Origin of the sequence: Bacillus sp. SIMBA_005 (assembly GCF_046535585.1) — a bacterium.
GTDB lineage: Bacteria > Bacillota > Bacilli > Bacillales > Bacillaceae > Bacillus > Bacillus pumilus.
The window spans coordinates 19,829-42,035 of record NZ_JAWRWI010000008.1 but is presented as its reverse complement, the minus strand read 5'-3'; the positions used below and the strand labels follow the sequence as shown (position 1 = coordinate 42,035).

General features: G+C 41.6%; 25 protein-coding genes. 1 reads left to right on the top strand and 24 read right to left on the bottom strand.

Annotated elements, in window-relative coordinates; genetic code table 11:
* Positions 1 to 2: 2 nt before the first annotated feature.
* Genes bshB1 through SB660_RS14395 form a run of 4 tightly spaced genes read right to left on the bottom strand, consistent with a single transcriptional unit; the run spans position 3 to position 2,275 of the window.
* Complete coding sequence (bshB1, locus tag SB660_RS14410; RefSeq protein WP_058014827.1) at positions 3 to 707, bottom strand: bacillithiol biosynthesis deacetylase BshB1; 705 nt, start codon at positions 705 to 707, stop codon at positions 3 to 5.
* Entirely contained in the window at positions 694 to 1,113 is a 420-nt protein-coding gene (gene mgsA, locus SB660_RS14405) for a methylglyoxal synthase (protein ID WP_050943855.1), read from the bottom strand. The genes bshB1 and mgsA overlap by 14 nt, the downstream gene beginning before the upstream one ends.
* Before the next feature lie 17 nt (positions 1,114 to 1,130).
* Positions 1,131 to 1,934, bottom strand: a complete 804-nt coding sequence (gene dapB / locus SB660_RS14400) for a 4-hydroxy-tetrahydrodipicolinate reductase (protein WP_058014826.1) — start codon at positions 1,932 to 1,934, stop codon at positions 1,131 to 1,133.
* 5 nt (positions 1,935 to 1,939) lie between these two features.
* Complete coding sequence (locus SB660_RS14395) at positions 1,940 to 2,275, bottom strand: nucleotide pyrophosphohydrolase (RefSeq protein ID WP_003215805.1); 336 nt, start codon at positions 2,273 to 2,275, stop codon at positions 1,940 to 1,942.
* A gap of 137 nt (positions 2,276 to 2,412) precedes the next feature.
* On the opposite strand from SB660_RS14395, the gene SB660_RS14390 reads away from it, so the two are divergent.
* Complete coding sequence (locus SB660_RS14390; RefSeq protein WP_003215598.1) at positions 2,413 to 3,285, top strand: YitT family protein; 873 nt, start codon at positions 2,413 to 2,415, stop codon at positions 3,283 to 3,285.
* A 30-nt stretch (positions 3,286 to 3,315) separates the two neighbouring features.
* Here SB660_RS14390 and ypjB read toward each other — a convergent pair whose 3' ends face one another.
* The 20 genes from ypjB to aroC all read right to left on the bottom strand — a co-directional run bounded on the left by ypjB (position 3,316) and on the right by aroC (position 22,143).
* Entirely contained in the window at positions 3,316 to 4,119 is an 804-nt protein-coding gene (gene ypjB / locus SB660_RS14385; protein ID WP_410583065.1) for a sporulation protein YpjB, read from the bottom strand.
* A gap of 65 nt (positions 4,120 to 4,184) precedes the next feature.
* Positions 4,185 to 4,778 carry a lipoprotein heptaprenylglyceryl N-acetyltransferase LhaT gene (lhaT, locus tag SB660_RS14380; protein ID WP_058014824.1) on the bottom strand — a complete coding sequence of 198 codons (594 nt, stop codon included), beginning with the start codon at positions 4,776 to 4,778 and terminating at the stop codon, positions 4,185 to 4,187.
* A 100-nt stretch (positions 4,779 to 4,878) separates the two neighbouring features.
* Positions 4,879 to 5,646: a menaquinol-cytochrome c reductase cytochrome b/c subunit gene (locus tag SB660_RS14375; protein ID WP_003215888.1), complete on the bottom strand. Its 768-nt coding sequence runs from the start codon at positions 5,644 to 5,646 to the stop codon at positions 4,879 to 4,881.
* Between the two features lie 42 nt (positions 5,647 to 5,688).
* The gene (gene qcrB, locus SB660_RS14370; RefSeq protein WP_003215804.1) at positions 5,689 to 6,363 is read right to left on the bottom strand and encodes a menaquinol-cytochrome c reductase cytochrome b subunit; all 675 of its coding nucleotides are present in this window, start codon (positions 6,361 to 6,363) and stop codon (positions 5,689 to 5,691) included.
* Positions 6,364 to 6,365: 2 nt separating this feature from the next.
* Positions 6,366 to 6,872 carry a ubiquinol-cytochrome c reductase iron-sulfur subunit gene (locus SB660_RS14365; protein ID WP_007500911.1) on the bottom strand — a complete coding sequence of 169 codons (507 nt, stop codon included), beginning with the start codon at positions 6,870 to 6,872 and terminating at the stop codon, positions 6,366 to 6,368.
* 144 nt (positions 6,873 to 7,016) lie between these two features.
* Complete coding sequence (locus SB660_RS14360; RefSeq protein WP_061408352.1) at positions 7,017 to 7,463, bottom strand: YpiF family protein; 447 nt, start codon at positions 7,461 to 7,463, stop codon at positions 7,017 to 7,019.
* A gap of 61 nt (positions 7,464 to 7,524) precedes the next feature.
* A complete protein-coding gene (locus tag SB660_RS14355) occupies positions 7,525 to 8,064 on the bottom strand; it encodes a ReoY family proteolytic degradation factor (protein ID WP_003215573.1) in 540 nt (179 codons plus the stop codon).
* A gap of 75 nt (positions 8,065 to 8,139) precedes the next feature.
* Positions 8,140 to 9,411, bottom strand: coding sequence for a tetratricopeptide repeat protein (locus SB660_RS14350; protein ID WP_058014821.1), 1,272 nt, complete (start codon positions 9,409 to 9,411; stop codon positions 8,140 to 8,142).
* A gap of 291 nt (positions 9,412 to 9,702) precedes the next feature.
* Positions 9,703 to 10,989, bottom strand: a complete 1,287-nt coding sequence (aroA, locus tag SB660_RS14345) for a 3-phosphoshikimate 1-carboxyvinyltransferase (protein WP_323640872.1) — start codon at positions 10,987 to 10,989, stop codon at positions 9,703 to 9,705.
* 10 nt (positions 10,990 to 10,999) lie between these two features.
* Positions 11,000 to 12,115 carry a prephenate dehydrogenase gene (locus SB660_RS14340; protein ID WP_169057094.1) on the bottom strand — a complete coding sequence of 372 codons (1,116 nt, stop codon included), beginning with the start codon at positions 12,113 to 12,115 and terminating at the stop codon, positions 11,000 to 11,002.
* Between the two features lie 113 nt (positions 12,116 to 12,228).
* Positions 12,229 to 13,326: a histidinol-phosphate transaminase gene (gene hisC / locus SB660_RS14335; protein WP_410583060.1), complete on the bottom strand. Its 1,098-nt coding sequence runs from the start codon at positions 13,324 to 13,326 to the stop codon at positions 12,229 to 12,231.
* 10 nt (positions 13,327 to 13,336) lie between these two features.
* Positions 13,337 to 14,140, bottom strand: coding sequence for a tryptophan synthase subunit alpha (gene trpA / locus SB660_RS14330; protein ID WP_410583058.1), 804 nt, complete (start codon positions 14,138 to 14,140; stop codon positions 13,337 to 13,339).
* The gene (trpB, locus tag SB660_RS14325; protein ID WP_410583056.1) at positions 14,137 to 15,336 is read right to left on the bottom strand and encodes a tryptophan synthase subunit beta; all 1,200 of its coding nucleotides are present in this window, start codon (positions 15,334 to 15,336) and stop codon (positions 14,137 to 14,139) included. Before trpB ends, trpA begins: the two co-directional genes overlap by 4 nt.
* Positions 15,317 to 15,976: a phosphoribosylanthranilate isomerase gene (locus SB660_RS14320; protein ID WP_410583054.1), complete on the bottom strand. Its 660-nt coding sequence runs from the start codon at positions 15,974 to 15,976 to the stop codon at positions 15,317 to 15,319. Before SB660_RS14320 ends, trpB begins: the two co-directional genes overlap by 20 nt.
* Before the next feature lie 5 nt (positions 15,977 to 15,981).
* Positions 15,982 to 16,734 carry an indole-3-glycerol phosphate synthase TrpC gene (gene trpC / locus SB660_RS14315; protein WP_410583052.1) on the bottom strand — a complete coding sequence of 251 codons (753 nt, stop codon included), beginning with the start codon at positions 16,732 to 16,734 and terminating at the stop codon, positions 15,982 to 15,984.
* On the bottom strand, positions 16,727 to 17,749 hold the full coding sequence (gene trpD, locus SB660_RS14310; protein WP_410583050.1) for an anthranilate phosphoribosyltransferase: 1,023 nt from the start codon (positions 17,747 to 17,749) through the stop codon (positions 16,727 to 16,729). The genes trpC and trpD overlap by 8 nt, the downstream gene beginning before the upstream one ends.
* Entirely contained in the window at positions 17,721 to 19,268 is a 1,548-nt protein-coding gene (trpE, locus tag SB660_RS14305) for an anthranilate synthase component I (RefSeq protein ID WP_410583048.1), read from the bottom strand. Before trpE ends, trpD begins: the two co-directional genes overlap by 29 nt.
* Before the next feature lie 231 nt (positions 19,269 to 19,499).
* Entirely contained in the window at positions 19,500 to 19,883 is a 384-nt protein-coding gene (gene aroH / locus SB660_RS14300; protein WP_058014812.1) for a chorismate mutase, read from the bottom strand.
* Entirely contained in the window at positions 19,880 to 20,971 is a 1,092-nt protein-coding gene (aroB, locus tag SB660_RS14295) for a 3-dehydroquinate synthase (protein WP_410583046.1), read from the bottom strand. Before aroB ends, aroH begins: the two co-directional genes overlap by 4 nt.
* Complete coding sequence (gene aroC, locus SB660_RS14290) at positions 20,971 to 22,143, bottom strand: chorismate synthase (protein ID WP_050943842.1); 1,173 nt, start codon at positions 22,141 to 22,143, stop codon at positions 20,971 to 20,973. Before aroC ends, aroB begins: the two co-directional genes overlap by 1 nt.
* Between the last annotated feature and the right edge of the window lie 64 nt (positions 22,144 to 22,207).

The following is a 22,207-nucleotide window of genomic DNA, read 5'->3' as shown; positions in this document are numbered from 1 at the left end:
AATTACCCCCCAAGTAAGTCGTCATCGATCAAAAGTGGTTTCTTTGTGATAAACCCTTCTGCATAAGCTTTATTGACTTCTCTTCCATACATAGACTCTCTCATTTTGACAAAATCAATATACCCGTTCACAAGAGGTGTCTCAACTGAATTCGCCGATTTCACAAATTGGCTTTGATACGCATGCAGGCTATCAATCTTTTGGTGCATTTCCTCAGAAATATCAATCACAAAATCTGGACGATGATGGCCGTTAATCATGTAATAATACATTTGACTTATTTTATGCGCTGGCTGCTTGTATGAATCTTCAAATTTATGTATCCCTGCCGAAAAAGCAGCCTCTTCTACAAGTGAACCCGCATGACCATGATCTGGATGCCGATCTTGGTGATGCGGAGCAAAAATTAGTTTCGGTTTGTATGTACGAATCACGCCTGCAATGTCCTTCATTGCTTCGTCATTTAAATAAAGCCCTCTGTCTGGCAGTGTAAGCTGGATTCGCGTTGACACGCCTAAAATGGCGGCAGCCGCTTTCGCTTCCTCTTTACGACTCTCTACTGTTCCATTCGAGGATAATTCAGCCTGGGTCAAGTCGCAAATCCCGACACGTGCCCCTTTTTTTACGTATTTTGCAATCGTTCCGCCCATACCGATCTCTACATCATCGCTATGGGCTCCGAATGCAAGGATATCAAGTCGTTTCATTTGTTCCTCCGTTTTTTGCTACATCTCGAAAATCAAACGTACCTTTATTTAAATTCCTGACTAAAATTTCAGCCGTCCCCATATTGGTGGCAAGTGGAATGGTATACACATCGCAAAGCCGAATGAGTGCAGATACATCTGGTTCATGCGGCTGCGCGGTAAGCGGGTCTCTAAAAAAGAGCACAAGGTCCATTGCATTATCAGCAATTAAAGCACCAATCTGCTGATCTCCCCCAAGTGGTCCTGACTGAAAACGATGAATGGGAAGCCCCGTCGCTTCTTTCACTCTCAAACCTGTTGTCCCTGTTGCGTAAAGTGTATGATTTGCCAATATATCACGGTACGCAATAGCAAATTGGATCATGTCACTTTTTTTCTTATCGTGAGCGATTAAAGCAATGTTCATCAGGAATCCACTCCTTATTAGTCGATGATATTTTCTAAACCATAGACGAGCTGATCAATGTGCATGACTTGTTCAACTGAAAGCTTTACACCTGACATAAACGAGGCACGGTTATAAGAATCATGACGAATGGTAAGCGTCTGTCCGTCCATTCCAAACAGTACTTCTTGATGTGCGATCATACCCGGAAGTCTTACGCTGTGCAGACGGATACCGTCATAATCTGCACCTCGTGCACCTTCTATTAATTCTTTCTCTTCTGGATGTCCTTGCTTTTTGCTTTCCCTGACTTCTGCAATCATTTCAGCTGTTTTAAGCCCAGTACCGCTCGGGGCATCTAGTTTTTTATCATGGTGAAGCTCAATGATTTCAACGTCAGGAAAATAATTCGCTGCCATTTTGGCAAACTTCATCATTAAGACCGCACCGACAGCAAAGTTTGGCGCAATAATGCAGCCTATGCCCTTTTCTTCTGTTAATTGCTGGAGCTCTTTCAGGTCAGCTTCAGAAAATCCAGTGGTCCCGACGACTGGACGCACGCCATGTTCAAGTGCCTTTTTAGTATGTACTTTCCCAATTTCTGGTGTCGTCAAATCAATTAATACATCAGGTGCTGTCTCTGAAAGACACACATCAATATCTGTATAAATTGGCGCCTCAGATGTCGTATGAATCACATCAGATAATTTTTTTCCTTCGTGCGCGTGATCAAGGGCTGCCACAAGCTCAAAATGGCTCGTTTCTTCTGCCAGCTTCACAGCTTCTATCCCCATTCTTCCTCTTGCTCCAGCGATTACTACTTTGATGGTTTGGTTCGTCATCGTCTCTACTTCCCTTCTTTTTTCGTCCAGCGGTCTTTGTCTCTTGTATTGAATTTATGCATCACACGATCATGTGCTTCCTCTAGTGATATATCTAGTGAATTAGCGAGACATGTTAATACAAACAAAACATCGCCAATTTCTTCTTCCATGCTTTTTTCCGTTTCCGTTGTTTTTTTCGGCTTTTCTCCATAGTAATGGTTAACCTCTCTTGCTAGCTCACCTAATTCTTCTGTTAGACGGGCCATCATAGCAAGCGGGCTGAAATAACCTTCTTTAAATTGTCCTATGTAATCATCTACTTCTTGCTGCACGTGACGCAGCGTTTTTTCATTCGTCATGAAGCTCATCCTCCTATCCATCTCTTACATGTTAGCGAAATCATAAATATTTGACAAATGTTTAAAACTCAGTTTGCTTGTTTCTCTCCCATACCATATAATATTATCGCTGTCTAAGCAAAAAAAGGAGTGGTCTCTTGCTAAAAGAAATTCGTCTTAAAAATATCGTATTTATTTTAATAGGATCTGCGATTTTTTCTTTCGGTCTTGTTCATTTTAATATGCAGAACAATTTGGCGGAAGGCGGATTTACAGGTATTACACTGCTTTTATATTTTCTATTCCACATTGACCCATCCATTTCAAACCTTGTCTTAAACATTCCGATCTTTTTTATCGGCTGGAAAATGCTCGGCAGAACCATGTTTACTTATACAATTGTAGGAACCGTCAGTCTTTCTGTCTTTCTTGCCATTTTCCAGCGCTTTCAAATACATATGCCTCTCCAGCACGATTTGGCCCTAGCCGCGCTCTTTGCTGGCGTGTTTATCGGAACAGGCCTCGGGATCATCTTTAAGTTCGGCGGTACTACCGGCGGTGTTGACATCATCGCAAGACTTATCAACAAGCATTATCAGGTGGCTATGGGACGAACAATGTTCATCTTCGACGCTTGCGTCATTACGATTTCTCTTACTTATTTAAATTACAAAGAAGCCATGTATACACTCGTCGCAGTATTTGTTGCTGCGAAGGTCATTGACTTCATGCAAGAAGGCGCTTACGCAGCCAAAGGCGCCATGATCATATCTGAAAAAGATGACATCATTCAAAAGAAAATCACAGAGGAAATGGAGCGGGGTGTCACCATTTTAAAAGGGGTCGGTTCCTATACAAAACAGGAGCGCAACGTTCTTTATTGCGTCGTCCCGAAAAACGAGCTTGTCCATCTTAAAAGCGTCGTGACCTCAGTCGATCCTCATGCGTTTGTATCCGTCAGTGACGTGCATGATGTGCTTGGTGAAGGCTTCACATTAGATGAACACAAAAAGCCGCTCAATCCGCATTAAAAAAAGAAGCCCAAAAATGGTGCTTCTTTTTTATGATTTCGGATAATCAGCTTGTCGCTTTTGCTTCTTCTCTTTTTCAGCACGGTATTTCCTAAATCCAACATACGTTAATGTTAATAAAATGATACTTCCCGTTGTTAAAATGACCCATAAAAGCGATGGGTCAGCCTCATCTTGATCAACGTGGGCAAATACACTCGATAAATCCTCTTCAAGCTTCGTAAGGCGCTCAAGCTTTGTCCCACTTGATGCTTTTAAAAATTCACCTTGCTCAATCACTTCCATATGCTGCTTAATCGTTTGCAGCTTTTCAGGCGAAACATCAATGGTTAAACTCGGATAGATCATATCGTATAAAGAAACCAGCTCATTCCAAGTTTCATAAAACGTCGTCGACTCCGGATCCTTCACTTCTTTTTTCAACGTAGGAAAAGACCCCATAATGGGCTTCTCCAGCGAACCCCAAAGCGGCTCAGAATCTGACTGGATCGCATCGAGCAGCATTCTAAACTGAGAGGCATAACGAAGCTTTTCGCGCTCATTCAATTCTTCCTGCGGCAGCCCTTTTATGATATCTTGATAACCAACTGTAATTTGCCGAATCTGAGTATTTGTCAGTGTTCCGCGCCAATTCTCAGCTTTAAATGTCTTTTCAACATACAATGCGATCTGTAACGCCTCATCATATTTAGCTTGTCTCGTTAGTTGAAAGATTGAATCTGATAGTTCCGTTAATTCTTGCAGCACACTAGCGGCTGTTTCCTCGCCTTTGGCAACAGATGGCTGTAATACGAGAAAAAATAATAGAATCATCGCGATTGGCTTTCGTTTCATGCAAGTCCCTCCTAGCCCTTCTCCATACAGCGTATGAAGAAAAGGACAAGGTTAGACCAATATTGTTAAGGGAGTTCAAGCTTGATCGATTTTTTCGATAGGACGAGATAATATGAAACAAGAAGAACGGCAATGCTCAACCAAAACGTCACGTAGCCGATCTCGTTTGTATAGGCAGACAGCATAGAATAACGCGGCATCATACCAAATACATAATCAATCACATCATTATGTAAAATCCATATGCCAGCTACCACCAAATGACGCATTTTAAAACGATAGTACGGTGCAAACAATACGGCTTGAACCGCCATCGCAAAGTGGGACCCAATCAGCATGTACCCTTCCCACGGAAAGTCATCCACAGATAAAAGGACAAAGATATTCATTCCTACAGCCCATAACCCGTACTTAATTAAGGTCACGAGGGCAAGTGCTTCAAAATAAGGAGCGTTTCGTTTCATCAAAAACGCAAGTAGAACAAATAAAAAGAAAAAGCTTGCCGTTGGACTGTCTGGAACAAAAGCTAAAAAGATAGCTGGCGTCTCTACAAGCTGTGGAATATACCAATAGTAGCCGTACACAGTGCCAAGGAAATTGATCATCAAGACTAACACAAGCATGTAGCGCGTGGCTAGCAGATATTGAATCCATCTCATATGTCTCTTCACTCACGATCTATTAAAATCAGAAAAAAGCTGACAGCGCCAGCTTTTTCTCTTTTGAGTATATCCTTGTACTTACATTTAAACAACTGAATTATTTAGATTTGACCTCAGATAAATATTTAGACAGCTTTTCAAGTTCTTCATCGCTGCCTTTAAAGATACCCTTAGGCATGTTACCTTTTCCTTCAACAGCAATCTTAGCGATCTCCTCAGGTGCAAGACCGTTGTCAACAAGTGACGGTCCGGCTGCTCCGCCCTGCATGTTATCCCCATGACAGGAGATACATGTCTGCTCCTGATAAATTTTATACTCTTCCGCTGAGGTGTCAATTTCTGCTTCTTTCTTAATTTCACCTTGCTTTGCCGCTGCTTCCCAATCATGAGTAGCAACAGACTCCCACGTTAAATATGTTGCTGCGCCGACTGCAAGGATCATCATCCCCACTGCAACCGGTCTTCTATACGGTCTGCGTTCAGGACCAGAATCAAGAAATGGTGCGAGCAACAGTGCACCAAACGCAATCCCAGGCATAATCATCGCACCAACTACCGTATAGCCGCCTGCAGCAAATTCATATTTTAATAACTGGTACAAGAATAAGAAATACCAGTCTGGCAGCGGAATATAGCCGGTATCTGTTGGATCAGCCATCCGCTCAAGCGGAGGTGCATGAACCACAGTTAGGACAAGAAATCCAATTAAAAAAACGGCACCTACAAGCCATTCCTTTAAAAGAAAGTTCGGCCAAAAGGCTTCTGTTTTTCCCGGATATTCGGAATAGTCTTTAGGTATGTTAGGTTTTCTTTCTGCCGGAATTCTAGAGTCTCCGACAAACTTCATCCCTTTTCCCCTATGCAAAGTCATCCCCTCCTCATTGAACATTCATCAAACGCAACTTTTTTATAGCGGTCCAGAAATTCCTTGCTTACGAATCATAATAAAGTGGGCAGCCATCAGCCCAAATAATGCCGCTGGCAAGAAAAAGACATGGATAGCGAAAAATCTCGTCAGCGTTTGTGCCCCTACAATGTCAGGATGACCTGCAAGCAGCGTTTTGATCTCTTTACCAATGAAAGGTGTCGCTTCTGCAATTTGAAGACCAACCTTCGTCGCAAATAGCGCCTTCATATCCCATGGCAAGAGATAACCTGTAAAACCAAGTCCAAGCATCACAAAGAAAATGAGCACACCAACAATCCAGTTGAGCTCTCTAGGCTTTTTATACGCCCCTTGGAAAAAGACCCTTAGCGTATGTAAAAACATCATGACAATAACTAAACTCGCACCCCAGTGGTGCATCCCTCTGACAATCTGACCAAATGCCACTTCATTTTGTAAATAATAGACAGATTCCCAGGCGTTTTTAATATCTGGCACGTAATACATCGTTAAAAACATGCCCGAAAGGACTTGAATGACTGTCACAAAAAACGTTAAACCGCCAAAACAGTACACAAAAGCGGAGAAATGATGTGCTGGATTGACATGCTCTGGCACCTCATGATCCGCAATATCTCTCCATATTGGTGTAATGTCTAGCCGCTCATCTACCCAATCATAAATCTTGTTAAGCATCGTTACCCTTCCCCTTTCGGCACAGCTTTTCCAAGATAGAGGTATCCGTCCTTCACTTGCTGCTTATAATGGTCAAGCGGTGCAAGTGGCGGAGTTCCGGGTACGTTTGTACCATCCTTGTCGTACAGCCCATAGTGGCATGGGCAGAAAAATTTGTTTGGATTTTTCGGATCACTGTTCCAGTTCACTGTACATCCTAAATGTTTACAGATTGGCGATAAAGCGACAATTTCATCCCCTTCTTTGTACACCCATGCTGACCTAGATTCCTTTGACTCATACCATGCATCTACTTGATCAATTTTAAAGTCAAAGCGCTTCGGTTCCTTCGTCAGTTCATCTACACTGACAACTTGAACCATATCCTGATCCTCTGTTCCTTTTAGCACAGGGTCAAGCGCAAAGCGAACCATAGGCATGAGCATTCCAGCGGCCATAAATCCCCCCACGCCGGTCAACGTGTAATTCAAAAATTGACGCCTGGACACTCCATGTCTCTTCTCGCTCATTTTTTTCTCCCCCCCTCAGGTCGTCAGCTACTTTATAACTGAATTAGAAAAAATTTCATAAAACTAGGACACCCTCATAATATATCAATCTATTCACAAGGTCAACAGCCTAAAAAGCTATGTACAATGCAAATGTAAGGGTTTTTATGAAGGGTTCCACTTTTGTAACAAAAAGTTCAAAATTTGTTCTACACTGTCTTGTACAATTTTTTGCTTTAATTCTACCTTTAAATGCTCGAGCGGAACCGGCTTTAACAAAAATAGTGATTCACTAACCGCCGCATGCTCTTTCCATTGGTGATCAGATGAGATTAACACGACATGCTGAAAATGATCTTCTAGCGACCGCTTCATCGTGAAGATGTCTTCTAGTTTTCGGTCATTGATTTCTACATATGTATGTGGTGGAAAAAGAAAGACCCGCCCTTTCAGCTGCCTTTCAAGTTCCTCTGCTACAAGAATGGTAAACTCCCCTAAAGATACGGTTTGTTTGATTTGATTCGCATCTATTCCAACTAATGGAATGATAGCGGTATCAATGTAATCTTTAGATTGCAAAAAGCGATCCGCATCCTCCGCTTGAAACTTCATCAATTTCCCCTCTTTCATGACATAAGCCCTGCCTGGATAGGGCAAGGCTTATTCGTTCAGTTTATGACAATAGGCTTAATTCTCTTGCTAACTTATTAAATGTTTCTTGATCATGACGGTCAAGTGCTTCATCTATCTCTTTCATAAGCCGTTCTTTTTGGAAAGTTGCGATCGAGTGTTCAAGCACTTTCTCCGCAAGATCCTTATCCTTTTCGTTCTCATAAAGATCCTTTGGAATATGAGGATTTGTTTCAAGCACAGCTGCATATTCCGGAGAACGATAAGCAGAACGGAAATTCAATTGAATAAACAAATCTTGCTGTTTATTCAAACGAATATCATGAAATGACTTTTCAGCATCTGTCGTCATGATGTTTTCTTTATAAAATCTAAAGGGAACTTCATCCACACAGTGTGTTGACATAATGATTCCCCTTGGGCAAAATTCTGCTTGCTCTACAAAATGAACCTTTTCCATCAAAGAGTCGTGACTCATTAAATAATTTAATATCCAAACACACTCTCTTCGCTTTAACTGATAATGGTTTAAAAACCACCGGATGAATTCCTTCTTTTCATTGACAGAAACAGGGGTCTGCATGTTATTCCCTCCTCTATCGTAAATTAAATTGCTATACATGAATTATTCAACAAACCAGTTCTTCATTCCTGCAAACTATAAGGAAATTTCGTCTTCAATTCTTAAAATCGTTTCTTCGATTTCTTCATTCGTGCCATCTTTCTGAAGAACTTTGCGTAATAGCGGCAATGCTTCTTTTTGCCTGCCTTCTTCTAAAAGGAACGATGCGTATTCATATAAAAAGTCACGTTCCTCATCAAAATCAGGCAGAGCCAGCTTGAAGTACTCAGCTGCTTCTTTATATTCCTCTCGTCCAACAGATGCTGATGCAGCATACCAATTCCATTTTGGATCATCTTCCCCAAAGCTTTTAACCTCTTTAATGACATCCAAAATTTCATCAAAAAGCTCTTCATTTAAATAGATCGCGAGCAATGTTTGAATCGCTTCAATATATCCCGGATCAAGAGCAAGTGCTTCTTGAAGCAGCTTTTTCGCATCTTCTGAATCCCCATTTTTCAAGTCAATCTTTGCACCATATAAATATAATTCTTTGTTATACTCATCAATTTTAATACCTTCTTTTACTACCTCTAAAGCCTCGTGATATAGTCCTTCTTCCTCATAACTTTTCGCTAAAGGCATATATAGAGACGAATAAGATGGATCAATATCTTTTAGTTCTGAAAGCTGCTGAATGGCTGTTTTCGTTCGGCCAGCCCTCATCGCTGTAAATCCGTAGCCAAAAAGTGTATTCGGATCTGTTTGACCTTTCACTGCCTTTTCGTACCATTCAAGCGCATCTTCAAATTCTCCAGCTGTGCTGAGTGATTCAGCAAGCCTCTGATAAACATTGACGCCGCCAACCTCATGTTGTTGATCTGCAACCTTGTAGAAATAGTCGGCCGCTTTCTTTGAAAGACCTTGTGAAAAATACAATTCACCTAATGCAAAATCAATAATGGCTTCATTTGGGAGCAGCTCTTTTGCTTTTAAGAGCTTTTGTTCACTGACTTCAAATAGTCCTTGCATTTGATACAAATCTGCCATTAACAGTAGACTCTCTGGATACGCATCATCATCTTCAGGAATCGTCTCTAATACCGAAATCGCCTTTTCTTCTTCATCAGAGTCAATCAGAAGTTCTGCATAAAAACATGTTAACCCTGTTTCCTCTGGATATAAATCATGTAAATCACTGATGAGATTTCTCGCTTTATCGATATCTCCCCAATCATAATATAACTGAGCTGCCTGCGCCTTTTCTTCATCATGCAAATGCTTTTCTGCCTTAGCAAGTGTTTGAAGTCCTTTTTCAGTCTCACCCGCCTCAACTAATTTTATGGCTTCTTGTAATGAACTATTCAAATCAAACCGTTCCTTTCTGTTTTCCAAAAACCTAAACTATTGTTACTTCATATCATAATCGACAGGTACTCATCCAGCAAATATGTTGCACTTTTAAAATGAACCCATTTTTGTGTTTTAAAGACTGTTTTTCATTTCATCCTTTACGAAACGGAAGTTTTGTAAACTAAAAACACCTAAAATTCATTTTTTGATCAAATAAAATGAATTTTTTCCTGGTTTCATCTTGAGACAAGCTATGCTATATTCCTTACAAATATGCCTAAGGAAAGAAAAAGCCTGAGGACATCCTCAGACTGTTTTTGTTAAGTATTCAATATGTTCAAAGAAATTCGGGTATGAAACGCGTACAGCATCTGTATCTTCAATCTCAACCGCTTGCTTTGTGATACATGCAGCAATCCCAAGCATCATCCCGATTCGGTGATCTCCGTAGCTTGACACGACTGCGCCGCCTTGAAGCGTGGTTTTACCATGAATCTTCATACCATCATCTGTTGCTTCAATATCAGCACCGAGTTTTTTAAGTTCTGACACGACTGTATCAATTCGATTGGTCTCTTTTACTTTTAACTCAGCAGCATCTTTAATGATCGTTGTTCCTTCTGCTTGTGTCGCTAGAAGCGCTATAATTGGAATCTCGTCGATAAGTCTTGAAATCACATCACCAGAAATTTCAATCCCTTTTAATGAAGAGGTCGAGATCGTTAAATCACCATATGGTTCTCCACCTTTTGCATCTACTTCATTGATCTCAAGATTCGCACCCATTTGTTTCAGAACATCAATAATGCCCGTTCTTGTTTTGTTTAGCCCGACATTTTTTAACACAATTCGGCTGTTAGGAACAATCGATCCAGCAACAAGGAAAAATGCAGCTGAGGAGATGTCTCCAGGAACAAATATATCTGTTGCTTTTAATGCTTGACCGCCTTCAATGGAAACACTTTGTTCATCTTCATCTAGTTTCACACCAAACATAGAGAGCATTCTTTCTGTATGATCTCTTGATTTATGTGGTTCAGTTAATGTCGTTGTTCCCTCTGCTTGAAGCCCTGCTAAAAGGACAGCGGACTTAATTTGCGCACTTGCCACCGGAGACTCATATGAGATACCTTTTAAATGGCCGCCACGAATAGACAGTGGCGTATACTCGCCGTTTGCTCTGCCATCTATTTTCGCTCCTAGTTGTTTAAGTGGACCTGTTACTCGCTTCATTGGTCTTTTAGCAATACTCTCATCACCGATCAGTGTACTGTGAAACTCGCAACCAGCTAATATTCCCATCATTAATCGAATGGTTGTACCAGAATTACCGACATCGAGGACGTCAGACGGCTCCTTGAGCTCTTTCAGTCCCTTTCCATGGATCACAACATCGGTCCCTTTTTGTTCAATTTCAACGCCCATCTTTCTAAAACAATCAATCGTACTTAAACAATCGGCTCCAGGGAGAAAGTTTTTCACCACTGTCGTCCCATCAGCAATTGCTCCAAACATCACTGATCGATGAGAAATGGATTTATCACCTGGAATATGAATGACTCCATTCATAGGAGCATGTTTATGAATTTTCATCTTTGTCACCTCAGTCAGCATAAAATGTATCGTAATTCGCTCTATTTTTTATACAGATCTCTGCACGTTTACGGTCGTTTTCTGTTTGAAAACTAATGCGTAAAATCCCATTAATGTCTTCCCGCGTTTCAATAATACGGATATTCGTAATACTAATGTTCTCATTTGCTAAATGCCCTGTAATCTCCGAAATGACCCCAGGGTGATCTGGTACATCCACATAAAGGTCATAAAAAGCTGGAATGGCACCTTTTTTCCTCAGAGGAAGTCCATCACGATATTCCTTTGCCTCTTGAAAATAAGAGAACAAGCCTTCAGCGTCTTCTTGCTGTACAAAGGTCTCAATGCGGTCGATCTCTTTTTTCCATTCATGGAACCGGTCTAAAATCTTGTTTTTGTTGTGCAGAAGGATATCTCGCCACATTGCAGGGTTGCTTGACGCAATACGTGTAATGTCACGAAAGCCTCCAGCAGCAAACCGTTTGACGAGTGGGAATTGTTCTTCAAAATGATGTGCTTGATGCACAAGGCTGGCTGCAACAATATGAGGGAAATGACTAATCACACTTGTTACACCATCATGTTCTTCTGGGGTCATCTCAATAAAATGAGCATTTGTCCCCTTTAACAAGTCCTTCAAACGATCAACAGCCTCTCGGTTTGTTTCCTTTGCCGGCGTTAAAATGTAGAACGCATTTTCAAATAAAAAGTCTTTCGCTGCTATGACACCTGACTTGTGAGAGCCTGCCATTGGATGTCCACCAATAAATTGATAGTGCTTAGGAAGCGTTTTTTCTGCAAAATGGACGACCTTTTGCTTTGTGCTACCGACATCTGTGATTGTGAGCTCTCTCTCAATTCCAGAGTTTGCAATATCACGAAGCATCTTGACTGTTTGCTGAACGGGTGTTGCCAAAATAATAGTCGCAGATTCAGCCAAACCTGCCGCAAATGAATCAGCTGCTAAATCAATGATACCCAGCTTTGTTGCTGCAACCATCTGTTCTTTGGACACATCATATCCAACAATTTTTTTATGAGGATACTCTTTTTTAATCGACAGTGCGATGGAACCTCCAATTAAACCAAGTCCAGCGATTAATATTGTTTCATTTGCATCATTCATGTTCATCACCTGTTTTTTCGTGAAAATTAAAAAAGCCATTTCAACAGCTTATATGTATGAAGTTGGTACAATGAAAGCCATATCCTGTAAAAGGATATGACTTTATGGTTATGCTACGCACGAATGCCTTGCAATAAATCAGCAAGTGTACTTAGAATTTCTGCATTTTGCTCCATTGTCCCGACCGTAATACGTAAAGACGTTGGAAAACCAAGTGCTTTACCAGACCTAACAATGTAGCCTTTTTTCAATAATGCATTGAATAATTCATCTGCATCTCTTTTAAAATCAATCAGAACGAAGTTTGTTTGAGACGGATAAATAAATAGTCCAAAACGTTCAGCAAATTCTTGATATTGCTTGAGCCCTGCTTCATTTTTTTGTCTGCATGATTGAATGAAGTCCTGATCTTTTATCGCTGCACGAGCTGCTGCCTGAGCAATACGACTCGTATTAAACGGCTCTCTCGCTGGTTCAATCGCAGTAATCAACTCTTCTGATGCAATGCCATAGCCTACACGAAGCGCGGCCAGTCCATACGCTTTAGAAAACGTACGGAGTACGATGACATTTTGATAGTTGTGTAATAAAGATAAGCTATTCGGAAAGTCTTCCGCACGAACGTATTCGACATATGCTTCATCTAGTACTACAAGCACATGAGCTGGTACTTGATCTAAAAACGTCACAAGTTCAGATTCTGACAAATGATTTCCAGTCGGGTTATTCGGGTTACATACCCAGACAACCTTCGTGTTCTCATCAATCGCATCAAGCATGCCCTTTAGATCGTGAGCTCCTCCGTCTAAAAGCGGCACTTCTCGAATCTCTGCCCGCTCAATGATTGCATTGTGACGATATTGCGGAAAAGACGGAGCTGGGATGACGGTATTTGTATGTTGGTCAAGGAATGCCCTAGCAATAATTTGCACAAGTTCATCTGAGCCATTCCCGAATATTAATTGTTTTTCATTTACTTGAAGAAACTCAGCAAGCTCTGTCCTTAAACTTGCGCTGTATCCATCTGGATAAATCGCTAAATGTTCGAGTTCAGCTTGTATCGCCTCTCTTGCATGCGTGGAACATCCAAAAGGGTTTTCATTTGAAGCCAATTTCACAATTTTGTCTAATTGATATTCTTTTTTGACCTCTTCAATTGGTTTCCCAGGTTGATACGGTTTTAGTTGTTTTAATTGATCTTTGATTTGCAAAAGTTTCACCTCATTTGAATGAATAGAGGGGACTAAATGTTTTTGCATAGGTTTCAAATTCTCTTAAAGCGTCTTGACGTGTATCATTTGCTAACAATTGATCTTGAAGTTCTTCAATTTTTTTCACAAGTGCACTGCCTACCACGACGCCGTCACTCAGTTTATTCATTGAGTCTACCTGCTCTCTTGTTGAGATACCAAAACCGACCGCAACCGGTATGTGACTCAGCTGTTTCACTTGTTGAATAAAATCAGTAATCGATTCGTCAAAGGTTTGTCTGACACCTGTTACACCAAGAGATGAAACACAATACACAAAACCTTCTGCCTGCTCTACAATATTTACTAATCGTTCCTTACTGGTTGGTGCAACGAGCGAAATATATGAAATGTCATATGTTTGACAGTTCTTTTGCAGCTCACTGCTTTCTTCAAAAGGCAAGTCGGGTGTTAAGAGTCCCGAAATATGATTTTTGCACAGTAAAGCGAAAAAGTATTCTGTGTCTAATTGTAACACAGGATTATAATACGTAAATAGAATTACAGGAATTTTTACACCGTTTTTTTTCATCTTCCCTGCTAATTCTATCGCTTTTACGATATTCATGCCATGATTTAGAGCTCTTTTGGAGGCTCTTTGAATGACAGGACCGTCTGCTAGCGGATCGGAGTAAGGAACACCTAGCTCAATCGCATGTGCACCGGCTGCTTGAAGGGACAAAGCTAAATCGATCGTGATTTCTTCTGACGGATCTCCTGCCGTAATAAATGGGATGAATAATTTCTCGCCTTGCTCTAATTGAAATGTGATCATTTGGTTTTGCCCTCACTTTCAAGCACATTCATTAATGTATGCACATCCTTATCTCCTCTTCCTGACAGGCAGACAAGGATGATTTCATCTTCACTCATCGTCCTGCTCATCTCAAATGCCTTGGCTAAAGCGTGTGCTGATTCAATCGCTGGCAGAATTCCTTCCTTTTCTGTCAGCAGCTTTAGTGCATCCAGTGCTTCTTGATCTGTAGCACTTACATATTGAACGCGTCCGCTCGCATGTAAATAAGCGTGCTCTGGTCCGATTCCGGGATAATCTAAACCAGCTGAAATGGAATAGGGCTCAATAATTTGGCCAAATTCGTCTTGGATTAAATAGGTCAAAGATCCATGAATGACTCCTTTTGTCCCCTTTGTAATGGTTGCTGCATGAAGCGGGGTATCGACCCCTTTTCCAGCCGCTTCTACACCAATCAAATCAATCTCATCATCCAAAAACGCTCGGTACATTCCAATCGCATTACTTCCGCCGCCGACACAAGCAATGACTTTATGTGGAAGCCTGCCTTCTTTTTTAAGCATCTGCTCTTTGGCTTCATCACCAATCATCCGCTGGAACTCACTGACGATTTGGGGATACGGGTGAGGTCCTACAACTGAACCTATCATATAGAAATGATCACTACAGTGCTGGACCCAATAACGAATCGCTTCGTTCGTTGCATCTTTTAATGTGCCGTTTCCACTTGTGACAGGTATGACTTCAGCGCCAAGGAGCTTCATTCGGAATACATTGAGAGATTGTCTCTCCACATCCTCTTTTCCCATAAATACCGTGCACGATAATCCAAACTTTGCGGCCACCGTTGCAGCTGCTACTCCGTGCTGTCCAGCGCCTGTTTCCGCGATGATGTTTGATTTCCCCATTTTTTTTGCAAGCAGTGCCTGGCCAAGTGCATTGTTGATTTTATGAGCACCTGTATGGTTTAAATCTTCTCTTTTTAAATAGATTTTTGCGCCGCCGAGGTATGCAGATAATTGATCAGCATATGTCAGCGCAGTCGGTCTGCCTGAGTAGTTTTGCAATAGAGAAAGATATTCTTGCTTAAAAGCGGAGTCTTCTTTTAATTCGTTAAATGCTTGTTCTATTTCTTTGAGTGGCTGCATGAGTGTCTCGGGAACAAATTTCCCTCCAAATTCTCCATATCTGCCAAGCTCATTTGGATATGCGTACATCGTTTAACATCCTTTCTTCGAGCGCTTTGATCTTAGCGCTGCTTTTCTTCCCGTTTTCTTCTATACCGCTTGAAAGATCGATCGCTTTTGGGCCATAGGCAAGCAGCTCTGGCAGCGTTTCAGGTGTTATCCCGCCTGCAATGATGCATATTTTCCCCAGTCGTTTTGCTTGCTGATTATATACAGGTACCGCTTCCCAAGCAAAAGCTGTGCCAGAACCACCTCTCATCCCTTTTACTTTCGCATCAATGAGAAAGCCATCGACAAACGGCGCAAATGCCGTCATTTGATCAAGTGTTTCTTTTATATTGGGATCGTGATGAAAGACTTTCCACACTACCGCCCCTGTTTGTTGTTTTATTTGTTTTGCATCCTCTCGTGTTTCATCTCCATGCAGCTGCACGATATCTAAAGGAATATGTTTAGTGATGTCACACACTTTTTGGATTTTTTCATTTACAAAGACACCAGTAATCTCTTTCTCGCACTGCGACTTCATGAGCCATTGTTTCACTTGATCTGGATCGACTTTTCTTTTACTTGGAGCAAAAATAAATCCGATCGCATCTGCTTGAGATTGGGCAATGCATTCTACATCTTCTAGTGAGACCGCCCCGCAATATTTTAAAAAAAGTTTCATCGTGGTCATTCTCCAAATAACGTCTGAACGGCTTTTTCTTGTGAGGGTTCTCTCATTAATGATTCGCCTACAAGGACAGCACTCGCTCCATGGTTTTTGACAAAGGTTAGATCATCAAATGTCTGAATACCGCTTTCACTTACTAGTAAGACATCCTTTGGTACAAGTGGTGCAATCTCTTTTGTTTGCTCAACCGTTGTTTTAAATGTCTTTAAATTTCGGTTATTCACGCCAATGATTTCGGGGGTGAATATATTTAAGATATGTTCCAGTGTATCTTCTGCGTGAACTTCGACAAGGATATCTAGTCCTTTTTCCTTTGCTTCAGCATAGAGCTCATGCAGCTGTTGCGGTTCAAGTACTTCTCCAATTAATAAAATGGCATCTGCACCGATACGTCTCGACTCTTCTATTTGTATTGAATCGATGATAAAGTCTTTTCTTAAAATTGGACGTGCGACGTGTTCTTTAATGAAGGAAAGATACTCGTTTTTCCCTTGAAAAAATGGTTCATCTGTTAAAACTGATAAGCAATCAGCATTCGATTTTTCGTATGCTTTTGCTGTTTGCAGAGGATCAAAATTCGGCTGAATGATTCCTTTGGAAGGAGATGCCTTTTTCACCTCAGCAATCAACCCAATCGAGCGGTGAGGATTCATGAGTGCTTCTTTAAATGATCGTCTTTCATAGTGTCCATCATGAGGTAGCTGCAACGTTTGGATATGTTCTTTTTTGCGTGCAATGATTTCATTAAGCATAGATCTCTTCCTCTTTCGTTTTTTGTTTTAAACGAGTCAATTGTTCTTTGGCTGCTCCGTTTTTAATCGTTTCTAATGCTTTTAATGTTCCTGCCATGAGGCTTTCTGACTTGCCTGCGACATATAAAGCCGCTCCGGCATTCAGAGCTGTAATATGAAGCGGTGCCCCTCCTGTTTGATGATTCAATATATTCTGAATCAATTTCGCACTCTCTTCCGGTGATTGGACCTGAATATCTGATAAGTATCCTTTTTCCAATCCAAAGTCTTCTGGGTTTAGCGTATATTCTGTCATGGCACCTTTTTTAAGTTCAATCACATATGAATTTGCTGTAATCGTTAATTCATCCAGCCCGTCTTCCCCGCATACAAACAGGACATGCTCTGGTTCTAATGGGGCAAGGGCTTCTGCCATTAATTTTGCCTTTTCCTTTGCATACACACCGATGATTTGCTTTTTGGCTTGCAGCGGGTGGCAAAGCGGCCCTAATAGATTAAATACCGTCCGGAAGCCAAGCTGCTTGCGGACTGCTGCTACTTGTTTCATAGATGAGTGGTACAGTGGCGCAAATAAAAAGCCCATGTTTTTCTCTTGTATTTGTTTTCTTGTTTCTTCTGGCGTGGATTGAATGTGAATCCCAAGACACTCTAGCACGTCGGCACTTCCGCTTTTAGAAGAGACTGAACGATTTCCGTGTTTTGCGATTTTAGCACCAGCGGCGGAAGCTACAATAGCAGCTGCAGTTGATATATTAAATGTAGAGAGTCCATCGCCTCCTGTGCCGCATGTGTCAACGACATCAAGTAATCTTTCCGCTGGTTCTGCTTTTTGCCGCATAGCCTTCACAAAGCCCGTCATTTCTTCAGCGGTTTCTCCTCTATGTGCTAAAATCGATAGACTTGCAGCGACTTCAGCATCTGTTAAAGAGCCACTCATCATATCATGCATTAGACTATGTGCTTCATTTTCTGATAGGAAGCCTCCGTTAACAAGAGCTGATAGTCGTTGATTCATCCTGCACACTCTCCTTTTCTGAGAAAATATGTTCAGCAAGCTGAATGGCCCTCAGAAGCGCTCCTGCCTTGTTACATGTCTCTTCCCATTCATTTTCTGGAACAGAATCTGCGACAATGCCAGCGCCTGCTTGTATGGAAGCGGTCTGATCTTTCACGCTCATGGTGCGAATGGTAATACAAGAGTCGATATTACCGTCGAATCCAATATAGGCAATACAGCCGCCATATGTTTCCCTTGGCTCAGGCTCCATTTCATTTAATAATTGCATCGCTCTTATTTTCGGTGCCCCTGTTAATGTGCCTGCTGGAAATGCGGACATGAGTGCATCAACTGGGTGTGTATCCTGCTTTAGCTTCCCTGTCACAATGGAGATGATGTGCATAACATGTGAAAAGTTCACAACTTTTGTAAAGGTCGGTACGGACACGCTGCCGTATTCCGCTACGCGGCCGACATCATTTCTGGCTAGATCTACTAACATGTAATGTTCTGCTTTTTCTTTCTCATCTTCTAGCAGCTCTCTTGCCAGTGCGGCGTCCTCTTCTTTTGTTGCTCCTCTTTTTCTTGTGCCTGCAATAGGATGAATTTCTAAGTGCCTATTTTTGGCATGAATTAATCGTTCTGGTGAGCTTCCGACTAAATCACGGTCTTTTAATTTCATAAAATACATGTATGGAGATGGATTTACAATGCGCAGCACACGGTATAATTCAAATGAACTCACTGACACTGGGATATCGAATCGCTGTGAGAGTACGCCTTGAAAAATATCACCCGCTCGAATGTATTCTTTGATTTTTTCTACGTCCTGTAAAAATTGCTCTTTTTCATAGGTTGATGTCACATGTTCAAAAGACGGTGATTCGTTCATATTCCCTGATAAAATCAGTTCTTTCATATCGACCCTTGCATGGAGTTTGTGAATCATCTGTTCAAGCTGCTTTTGATTTTCCTTGTAAGCTTGTATTTTTTCGTCTTCTGTTTCATTCCCTGTTAGCTGGGTGTATTGAATAAAATGAACATGATTCGTTTCATGATCAAAGGCAATCATCGTTTGGCAAACAAATAAAGTACAATTGTCTGTCGTAGATGCGCTTCGGTGAGGCCTGACAGAAGGTTCAATGCTTGGAATAAGGTCGTAACTTAAGTACCCAACTGCCCCGCCTGTAAACGGGATGTCAACGTCTGGTGCCTTGATTTGATATTGCTCTTTCATCCAGTCTAATAAGTCTTTTAGTTCTTGCTTTTTCATGACCTCTTGCCCTGCCGCATCACGTGCAATATATTCGTTTTGGTCATCGTGTAAGGTTAAAAAAGGATGCAATCCGATGAAGGAATATCTCGACCAGCTAGAAGACTCATCTTTGCTTTCTAATAAATACACAATATCTGCCTTGAGTTTTTCGACAATTTGAATCGGTGAGAGCGTATCAACTGTAATGGTTTCAACAATCGGGATCGTTTTGTGGGACTCGCTGTCCCTTAAAAATCGGGTCAAATTTGATTGGGAATTCATAAGCACACTCCTTAAATGGGATTAAGGAGAATGAGGGGACATATAGAGGGTTTGTATGAGTATACGAAATAAACCTAAAAGAGGGGTGCTCTTTTAGGCAGTATGATTAAATAGAAGTATCGTATCTCTGCTCAACTCTACTCATCTCAACTACCCTAGTCTCATTCTCATCTTCTCTAAACTTGCAATGCCGTTTACACCTGTGTGTAAACTTCGGCTGTTCATATCGTATTATAATTCCTTGTTTTTTGTCAACTGTAAATCAGGGCGAAGCGTCACAGCTTCTTCCAAGTACACATGCTGCACATCTTCCTGCTTTGTGTCTGTTTGGACCGTCATTAACACACGAATACAATGTTTTAAACCGCCTTGAATGTCCAGCTCCTGCATACAAGTAACAGGCACATACGTCCACCCTTCAAACTGACGAAGGGCTTTTGCCGGAAAAACGGAGTGAATATCTTGTGTAGCTGAAATTAAGATCTGCACGACACGTTCTGGATCTACTTGATTTCTTGAAATTATCGCTTCTAGCAGCTGTTTCGTTTTATTTAATACTTCTGTTTCTGTATCTTCTTTCACTGTTGTAGCCCCACGTATCCCGCGAAACATCATAGACATCCCTCCTCCCGTTTCCATTCTTCGAGCCATTGATGCAGATCATCTTTTGTGAAAGACTGCAAGACAGCATCTCCAACCTGTTTTAATAAAACAAATTGAACGGTTCCGCCTCTTGCCTTTTTATCACCAATCATCCGGTCAACAAATGTTTTCGTGGAAATATCTTGAGTGACTTGTACCGGAAATCCGAGTTCTTTCATCCACTCTTTTAGTTTCATACGATGGAGCCTGAGTCCCAGCTTCTTTTCGCTCACATATAGCGCAAACTGCATGCCGATTGCAATTGCATCTCCGTGCGTAATAACGCCGTATCCATACTCTGCTTCAATGGCATGCCCAAGTGTATGACCTAAATTCAAAAATGCACGCACGCCTTGTTCTCTTTCGTCTTTTTGAACAATCGACGCTTTGACTTTAATCCCTTGATACAGTATATGTGCCAGCTCGCTCTTTGAACATTCCGCCAAAGAACGAATAGACATCAGTTCTGATAAAAAGTCTTCACTTGAAATGAGGGCATGTTTGATGACCTCAGCAAAGCCTGACCTCATTTCAGTTTGAGATAGTGTCTCAAGCATGCTCGTATCATAGATCACGGCTTTCGGCTGATGAAAGGCACCAATTAAATTTTTACCGAGCGGGTGGTTAATCCCTGTTTTTCCGCCAACTGCACTGTCATGCGCCAATAGCGTCGTCGGAACTTGGATAAAATCAATACCTCTCATATAACTAGCAGCAACAAAGCCAGCCAAATCGCCAATTACGCCGCCTCCAAGCGCAATGATGCACGAGGAGCGATCCAGCTGAAATTGAATGGCCTTCGTATGAATATGCTCAAACTCAGCAAAAGATTTCGACTGCTCTCCGCTTGGCACAACCACTTTATGCACAGACCACTTCTGCTTAAGTAATCGAACCATTTCATCACCGTAAATGGCATCAACCGCTGTATCTGTCACGATTAAGAGCTTCGTATAGGAATGCCCCGTGGAAGTTATCAAGTCGACGATATTGCGTTTAATCCCATCACCGATATATACAGGATAAGTGGCTGAGGACGTCTTAACTTCCAATGTTTTCATTAAAATTCCCTCTGAAGCTGGCGCATTTTGTCAACATTTTCTTTAATGCGGTCAATTTGATCAAGGCCAAACTGCTCAACTACAGCATTGGCGATTTCCCAAGCCACGACTGCTTCTGCGACAACACTTGCGGCAGGAACAGCACAGCTGTCAGAACGCTCAATGCTTGCGGAGAAAGGTTCTTTTGTTTCAATGTCAACGCTTTGAAGCGGTTTGTAAAGCGTTGGGATTGGTTTCATGACCCCTCTTACGACAATTGGCATTCCAGTTGACATTCCGCCTTCAAGACCACCTAAGCGATTTGTTTTTCTCGTATAGCCTTTTTCTTCATCCCAGATGATTTCATCATGGACCTCACTGCCATTTTTAGAAGCAGCCTCGAAGCCGATACCAAATTCGACCCCTTTAAAAGCGTTAATACTCAGAACAGCACCTGCAAGCTTGCTGTCTAATTTGCGGTCATAGTGAACATAGCTTCCGACTCCAACCGGCATTCCTTCAACGATGACTTCCACAATTCCACCAATGGAATCACCGTTTTTCTTCGCTTCATCAATGGCATCCATCATTTTTTGACCTGCTTCACTGTCGTAGCAGCGAACAGGTGACTCTTCCGTTACCTTTTGCAAATCTTCAATTGATTCATATGCCGTTTGAGCTGCTTTCACTCCGCCAATTTCAAGAACGTGACCAGCTACCTTGATCCCTAAATGAGCCAGGATTTGTTTAGCGACTGCGCCTGCTGCTACGCGAACGGTAGTCTCACGGGCTGATGAACGCTCTAATACGTTTCGCATATCACGATGTCCGTATTTAATCGCACCATTTAAATCCGCATGTCCTGGTCTAGGGCGTGAAATTTGACGCTTCATTTCACTCTCTTCTTCTTCTGTGATCGGCTCTGCCCCCATCACCTTTGTCCAATGCTTCCAGTCGTTGTTTTCAACGACAAGTGCAATAGGAGAACCTAATGTTTTCCCGTGGCGAACACCACTTAACACTTTCGCTTGGTCTTTTTCAATCTGCATTCTTCTGCCGCGGCCGTGACCTTTTTGTCTTCTAGCCAATTCATAATTGATGTCATCCTGCTCTATGTAAAGTCCCGCTGGAACGCCTTCAATAATTGTGGTCAATTGTGGACCATGTGATTCACCTGCTGTTAAGTATCTCATGACTCGATCTCCCTTCATCGCATTAACGCTTTTAAGTAAAACTATAATAACACACTTACTACTA

Bases quoted from the DNA above. Each gene is read 5' to 3' on its own strand.
- dapB (WP_058014826.1), bottom strand. From the start codon at position 1,934: ATGACGAACCAAACCATCAAAGTAGTAATCGCTGGAGCAAGAGGAAGA.
- trpD (WP_410583050.1), bottom strand. From the start codon at position 17,749: ATGAATCAACGACTATCAGCTCTTGTTAACGGAGGCTTCCTATCAGAA.
- trpA (WP_410583058.1), bottom strand. From the start codon at position 14,140: ATGATCACATTTCAATTAGAGCAAGGCGAGAAATTATTCATCCCATTT.
- SB660_RS14395 (WP_003215805.1), bottom strand. From the start codon at position 2,275: ATGACGAATGAAAAAACGCTGCGTCACGTGCAGCAAGAAGTAGATGAT.
- SB660_RS14360 (WP_061408352.1), bottom strand. From the start codon at position 7,463: ATGAAGTTTCAAGCGGAGGATGCGGATCGCTTTTTGCAATCTAAAGAT.
- aroH (WP_058014812.1), bottom strand. From the start codon at position 19,883: ATGATGTTTCGCGGGATACGTGGGGCTACAACAGTGAAAGAAGATACA.
- aroA (WP_323640872.1), bottom strand. From the start codon at position 10,989: ATGAAAATTCATAAACATGCTCCTATGAATGGAGTCATTCATATTCCA.
- SB660_RS14355 (WP_003215573.1), bottom strand. From the start codon at position 8,064: ATGCAGACCCCTGTTTCTGTCAATGAAAAGAAGGAATTCATCCGGTGG.
- lhaT (WP_058014824.1), bottom strand. From the start codon at position 4,778: ATGAGATGGATTCAATATCTGCTAGCCACGCGCTACATGCTTGTGTTA.
- aroC (WP_050943842.1), bottom strand. From the start codon at position 22,143: ATGAGATACTTAACAGCAGGTGAATCACATGGTCCACAATTGACCACA.
- trpB (WP_410583056.1), bottom strand. From the start codon at position 15,336: ATGTACGCATATCCAAATGAGCTTGGCAGATATGGAGAATTTGGAGGG.
- trpE (WP_410583048.1), bottom strand. From the start codon at position 19,268: ATGAATTCCCAATCAAATTTGACCCGATTTTTAAGGGACAGCGAGTCC.
- bshB1 (WP_058014827.1), bottom strand. From the start codon at position 707: ATGAAACGACTTGATATCCTTGCATTCGGAGCCCATAGCGATGATGTA.
- qcrB (WP_003215804.1), bottom strand. From the start codon at position 6,363: ATGCTTAACAAGATTTATGATTGGGTAGATGAGCGGCTAGACATTACA.
- SB660_RS14365 (WP_007500911.1), bottom strand. From the start codon at position 6,872: ATGAGCGAGAAGAGACATGGAGTGTCCAGGCGTCAATTTTTGAATTAC.
- ypjB (WP_410583065.1), bottom strand. From the start codon at position 4,119: ATGAAACGAAAGCCAATCGCGATGATTCTATTATTTTTTCTCGTATTA.
- aroB (WP_410583046.1), bottom strand. From the start codon at position 20,971: ATGAAAACATTGGAAGTTAAGACGTCCTCAGCCACTTATCCTGTATAT.
- SB660_RS14320 (WP_410583054.1), bottom strand. From the start codon at position 15,976: ATGAAACTTTTTTTAAAATATTGCGGGGCGGTCTCACTAGAAGATGTA.
- SB660_RS14340 (WP_169057094.1), bottom strand. From the start codon at position 12,115: ATGAATGATGCAAATGAAACAATATTAATCGCTGGACTTGGTTTAATT.
- trpC (WP_410583052.1), bottom strand. From the start codon at position 16,734: ATGCTTAATGAAATCATTGCACGCAAAAAAGAACATATCCAAACGTTG.
- mgsA (WP_050943855.1), bottom strand. From the start codon at position 1,113: ATGAACATTGCTTTAATCGCTCACGATAAGAAAAAAAGTGACATGATC.